This window comes from Martelella sp. UBA3392, assembly GCF_002358775.1.
Lineage (GTDB): Bacteria > Pseudomonadota > Alphaproteobacteria > Rhizobiales > Rhizobiaceae > Martelella > Martelella mediterranea.
Map to the genome: position 1 here is coordinate 31,861 of NZ_DEPM01000091.1, position 5,409 is coordinate 37,269.

The window sequence follows — 5,409 nt, forward strand, 5'->3', positions numbered from 1 at the left end:
GGCCCCTCGGGCAGCGGCAAGTCGACGCTGCTTGCGCTCATCGCAGGGCTGGCCGAGGCCCGCCACGGCCGCATCGTCATCGATGACCTGACGCTTGCCGACGACACCGCCGACAGGCTGCGCAGAAAGATCGCCTGGATCGGCCAGGACCCGCATCTCTTCGCCGGTTCGATCGCCTCAAATATCCGCCTCAGCCGCGAGGATATCAGCCGCGACGATATCGCCGCAGCGCTGAAGCTATCCGCGCTCGACACCGTCGCCGAGGCCCATGGCAACGCCATGATCGGCGAAAACGGCGCCGGGCTTTCCGGTGGCGAGGGCCTCCGTCTGACGCTGGCGCGCGCCGCCGCGACCCGGGGCGCAGGCCTCATCCTCGCCGACGAGCCAACCGCCCATCTCGATCACCACACCGCCGCCGAAATCACCGAAGCGCTGCTGACGCTAGCCGCCGGCCGCACGCTGATCGTCGCGACCCACGATCCGGTACTGGCCGCGCGGATGGACCGCGTCGTGCACCTTGCAGAGGATTTCAGGGCCGAGAGCTTCAGGGAGAACGGGCTATGAAAACACGAGGCTTTGCGGCCCTTGGCCCGATCATCCGCCTGTTCTGGCGCGAGCGGCGCGGCGGGCTTGTCGCGGGTGCGGCGCTTTCCGCCTTTACCGTGCTCGCCGGCATTGCGCTGCTGGGCGTCTCCGGCTGGTTCGTGACCGCCACCGCGATCGCAGGGCTGAGCATGGCGACGGCGCTTGCCTTTGATGTCTTCGCACCGTCGGCCGCGATCCGCTTTCTCGCCCTTTCGCGCACCGCCGGGCGCTATTTCGAACGGCTGCAGACCCATGATGCGACGCTGCGGGTGCTGGCGGGCCTGCGCGTCAAACTGTTCCGGGGCTTTGCGGCGCCGGGTGCTGCCCGCGCGCTGGCGCTCCGCCCCGCGCGCCTGCTGTTCCGGCTGACGGCCGATGTCGACGCGCTCGATTCGCTTTATCTGAGGGTGCTGGTGCCGGGCGCTGTCGCGGTCATCGCCGGGCTCGCCGCCATCATCGCGCTCGGCATTCTGTCGTGGCCGCTGGCGCTGGCCGTCGGCGCGGCGATCGTGCTGCCGGGCCTTGCCCTGCCGGCGCTGGCCGCGCGCGCGGCCGAAAAGCCCGCCCGCCGCCGGGCGCATGCCCAGGAGGCGCTGCGCGCCCGCGCCGTGGACATGGTTGCCGGCCAGAGCGAACTGGCCCTTGCCGGCCGGCTCGATGCCCAGCGCGGAAGGGTGGAAAACGCCGACAGCAGGGAATATGCCGCCGATCTGGCGCTCAACCGGATCGACAGCAATACCGGTTTCGGCTTCGATATGGTCACCGCCCTGATTCTCGCCGGCGTGCTGCTTTCCGGCGCTGCCCTCGCCGAGGCCGGGCAGATCACCGCGCCGCTTGCCGCCCTGGCACTCCTCATCGCCTTTGCAGCACTGGAACCGTTCGCGGCGCTCAGGCGCGGCGCGATGGAGCTTGGCCGCACGCTGCTGGCCGCGCGCAGGCTCTCGCCCCGACTGGAAGCGGAACCCGCCGCCAGCGCCGTTCACGCCGCGCCGGATGCCGGCATCGCGGTGGCGTTCGACAATGTCCGCCTGCGCTATCCCGGACGCGGTGCCGCGGCCATTTCCGGCCTGACGCTGACGATCGCGGAAGGCGAAAGGGTGGCGCTGATAGGCGCGAGCGGGGCCGGAAAATCCTCGATCATGGCGCTGATCGCCGGCGAAGTCGCGCCGGACGCCGGCACCATCGCCGCCCTGCCGGCCACGCTGTTGACCCAGCGCACAGAGCTGTTCCAGGATACGCTGCGCGCCAACCTGAAGCTCGCCTTCCCCGCCGCCGGCGATGAACGGCTGATGGAGGCGCTCGACGCCGCCGGCCTCGGCGACACCGTGCGCGGCCTGCCCCACGGTCTCGATACCGAGCTCGGCGAACAGGGCCTCGGGCTTTCGGGCGGACAGGCCCGGCGGCTGGCGCTCGCCCGGCTGGTGCTGCGCGATACGCCGGTATGGCTGCTCGACGAGCCGAGCGAGGGTCTCGATGGCAAGACAGCGCGCGACGTCATGACAAAGATCAAAGCGCGCGCCGGAAAACACCGTAGTTTGCTGATCGCGACCCATATCCGTCGGGAGGCAGAAATTGCCGATCGACTGATCATGATCAATTCGGGGCGGATCGTTTCCGCCTACAGAAGAGGCGAGCCCGGCTTTGCCGGAGCGCTTGCCGCACTGAGACCGGACTGAAACCCGGCCTCCAATAATAATGCGGCCTGCCGTTCAAACGGCGGCCGATGAAACTGAGACCCGGTTTGAACGCGGGAGAGACGCAATGGAACTGGACATCGTGGCGCTATCGCGCCTGCAATTCGCTATGACGGCGCTCTATCACTTTCTGTTTGTGCCGTTGACGCTGGGCCTTTCCATGATCATCGCGATCATGGAAACGACCTACGTCATGACCGGCCGCAAGATATGGCGGCAAATGACCAAATTCTGGGGGACGCTGTTCGGTATCAACTTCGCCATCGGCGTTTCCACCGGCATCGTGATGGAATTCCAGTTCGGCATGAACTGGAGCTATTACAGCCACTATGTCGGCGACATCTTCGGCGCGCCTCTGGCGATCGAGGGGCTGATGGCCTTCTTCCTGGAAGCCACCTTCGTAGGCCTGTTCTTCTTCGGCTGGGACCGCATGTCGCGGGTAGCGCACCTGATCATCACCTGGTGCGTCGCCATCGGCTCGAACCTTTCGGCGCTGTGGATCCTGATCGCCAATGGCTGGATGCAGAACCCGGTCGGCTCGGCTTTCAATCCGGTCACGATGCGCATGGAGGTCACCAACTTCTTCGAGGTTCTGACCAACCCGGTCGCGCAGGCGAAGTTCGTGCATACGGTTTCGGCCGGCTATGTCACGGCCTCGGTCTTCGTGCTCGGCGTCGGCGCATGGTATGTGCTGAAGGGCCGCCATGTGGAGCTTGCCAAGCGTTCGATGACGGTTGCCTGTTCCTTCGGCCTTGCTGCCGCCCTTTCGGTGGTCGTGCTGGGTGACGAAAGCGGGTATCTGACGACCGAACACCAGAAGATGAAGCTCGCCGCGATCGAATCCATGTGGGAAACGGAACCGGCGCCTGCCTCGTTCACGCTGTTCGGCATTCCCGATACCGAAAACCGCGAGACCCATTATGCGGTGAAGATCCCGTGGGTCATGGGCCTGATCGGCACCCGCTCGCTCGATACCCCGATCGAGGGCATCAACGAGCTGGTCGAAAACGGCAAGACCAAGATCGAAAACGGCATCCAGGCCTATACCGCGTTGCAGAACATGCGCGCGAATATGGGCACCGGCACGCCGGACCCGGCCGACCAGGCTCTCATGGAGGAATACGGCAACGACCTCGGTTACGCCTATCTCCTGAAGCCGTTCGTGGATGATCCGGCAGACGCAACGCCCGCCCAGATCGAACAGGCCGCAAACAGCCTGGTTCCCCCGGTCGGTCCGCTGTTCTGGTCGTTCCGCATCATGGTCGGCGCCGGCTTCCTGTTCATTGCCGTCATGGGTGTGTTCTTCTACCTGTCGACCCGTCGCAGGCTGGACAGCCATCGCTGGCTGCTGCACCTCGCGGTCTGGATCATTCCGCTGCCGTGGATTGCCGCCGAATGCGGCTGGATCGTCGCGGAACTCGGCCGCCAACCATGGATCATCGAGGGCATCCTGCCGACGGCGCTCGCAGTCTCGAGCCTCGGCGCGAGTACGGTGCTGCTCACGATCATCGGCTTTGTCGGAATCTATACGGTGCTGTTCATCGTCGAAATGGGCCTGATGCTCGCCGCGATCCGCAAGGGACCGCAGCCGGACAACGGACCCGACATGCCGGTTCTCGGCGCTCGCCGGGTTCAGGGCACCATGGCACCTGCGGAGTAAAACATCATGGTACTACACGATCTTATCTCTTACGAAGTCCTCCGCGTCATCTGGTGGTTGCTGCTCGGCGTTCTGCTGATCGGCTTCGCCGTGATGGACGGTTTCGATCTCGGAACCGCCACCCTGCTTCCCTTCGTCGCCAAGAACGACACCGAACGCCGCGTCGTGGTCAACACGGTCGGCCCGGTCTGGGAAGGCAACCAGGTGTGGCTCATCCTCGGCGGCGGCGCGATCTTCGCGGCGTGGCCGGCCATCTACGCCGTATCGTTCTCGGGCTTCTATCTGGCGATGTTTGCGATCCTGTTCGCGCTCATCCTGCGCCCGGTCGGCTTCAAGTACCGCTCCAAGCGCGAAAGCGCCACCTGGCGCAATACCTGGGACTGGCTGCTGTTCATCGGCGGCTTCGTGCCGACGCTGATCTTCGGCGTGGCGCTCGGCAACGTGCTGCAGGGCGTTCCCTTCCGGCTCGATAACGACCTTCGCATCTTCTATGACGGCTCGTTCTTTGGCCTGCTGAACCCCTACGCGCTGCTGACCGGTCTGGTTTGCGTCGCCATGCTGGTCATGCACGGCGCGGCTTACCTGACGACCAAGACCGAAGGCCCGGTCAACGACCGCGCCCGCGGCTTCGGGTCGATCTCGGCGGTTGCCCTGATCGTGCTGTTCGCGCTCGCCGGCGTCTGGCTCTATTACGGCATTGACGGCTACGCCTTCACCGGCGCCGTCGATGCGGCCGGCCCGTCGAACCCGCTGATGAACGATGTTGCCCGCTCGCAGGGCGCATGGTTCGTCAATTACGGCCGTTATCCGTGGATGATGCTGGCGCCCGCGCTCGGCTTCCTCGGCGCGATCGGCGCGTTCATCGGGCTCCGCGGCAACCGGCCGGCGCTTGCCATGCTGTCTTCGTCGGCTTCGGTCTTCGGCGTGGTCGCGACCCCCGGCGTTGCGATGTTCCCGTTCATCCTGCCGTCGTCGGAACAGCCCGGCGCCAGCCTGACGGCATGGGATTCATCGTCGAGCCACCTGACGCTGTTCATCATGCTGGTCTGCGCGCTGATCTTCGTGCCGCTGATCCTCGCCTACACCTCGTGGGTCTACCACATCATGTGGGGCAAGGTGACCGACGCGGACGTCACCAACTCGGACAAGCACGCCTACTGAGAAAAGCCGGCGGGCCTGAGGGCCCGCCCCCCTTTCACGAAAGGAGAATTCTATGTGGTACTTCGCCTGGATCCTCGGTCTGCCGCTCGCAGCGCTCTTCGCGGTGCTGAACGCCATGTGGTACGAACTGATGGACGACCGCGCCAGGGAGCGCGAGAACAAGGGCAGCGGCATCTGACCTGCCGCGCCTGCGTGTGACAAACGGCTCGCAGCAATGCGGGCCGTTTTGTTTTTGGGGAAGAATCTCGTCAACCACCAAACAATCTCCCCCCTTGAGGGAGAGATGCCCCGACAGGGGCAGAGAGGGGT

The 5,409-nt window shown here is 65.5% G+C and carries 5 protein-coding genes; all 5 read left to right on the forward strand.

Going from position 1 to position 5,409, the window contains the following annotated elements; all coding sequences use genetic code 11:
• Positions 1-564: ATP-binding cassette domain-containing protein (locus tag B4E36_RS06830; protein WP_345900161.1), on the forward strand; the 564-nt coding region annotated here is incomplete at its 5' end.
• The gene (cydC, locus tag B4E36_RS06835; protein ID WP_292054238.1) at positions 561-2,261 is read left to right on the forward strand and encodes a thiol reductant ABC exporter subunit CydC; all 1,701 of its coding nucleotides are present in this window, start codon (positions 561-563) and stop codon (positions 2,259-2,261) included. The genes B4E36_RS06830 and cydC, both read left to right, overlap by 4 nt.
• A gap of 85 nt (positions 2,262-2,346) precedes the next feature.
• On the forward strand, positions 2,347-3,939 hold the full coding sequence (locus tag B4E36_RS06840; RefSeq protein ID WP_345900162.1) for a cytochrome ubiquinol oxidase subunit I: 1,593 nt from the start codon (positions 2,347-2,349) through the stop codon (positions 3,937-3,939).
• A 6-nt stretch (positions 3,940-3,945) separates the two neighbouring features.
• Positions 3,946-5,100, forward strand: coding sequence for a cytochrome d ubiquinol oxidase subunit II (cydB, locus tag B4E36_RS06845; protein WP_292054234.1), 1,155 nt, complete (start codon positions 3,946-3,948; stop codon positions 5,098-5,100).
• Between the two features lie 52 nt (positions 5,101-5,152).
• Positions 5,153-5,278 (forward strand): cytochrome bd-I oxidase subunit CydX, encoded by a 126-nt coding sequence (cydX, locus tag B4E36_RS06850; protein ID WP_018065131.1) that lies wholly within the window; start codon positions 5,153-5,155, stop codon positions 5,276-5,278.
• Positions 5,279-5,409: the final 131 nt, after the last annotated feature.

Bases quoted from the DNA above. Each gene is read 5' to 3' on its own strand.
- B4E36_RS06840 (WP_345900162.1), top strand. From the start codon at position 2,347: ATGGAACTGGACATCGTGGCGCTATCGCGCCTGCAATTCGCTATGACG.
- cydB (WP_292054234.1), top strand. From the start codon at position 3,946: ATGGTACTACACGATCTTATCTCTTACGAAGTCCTCCGCGTCATCTGG.
- cydX (WP_018065131.1), top strand. From the start codon at position 5,153: ATGTGGTACTTCGCCTGGATCCTCGGTCTGCCGCTCGCAGCGCTCTTC.
- cydC (WP_292054238.1), top strand. From the start codon at position 561: ATGAAAACACGAGGCTTTGCGGCCCTTGGCCCGATCATCCGCCTGTTC.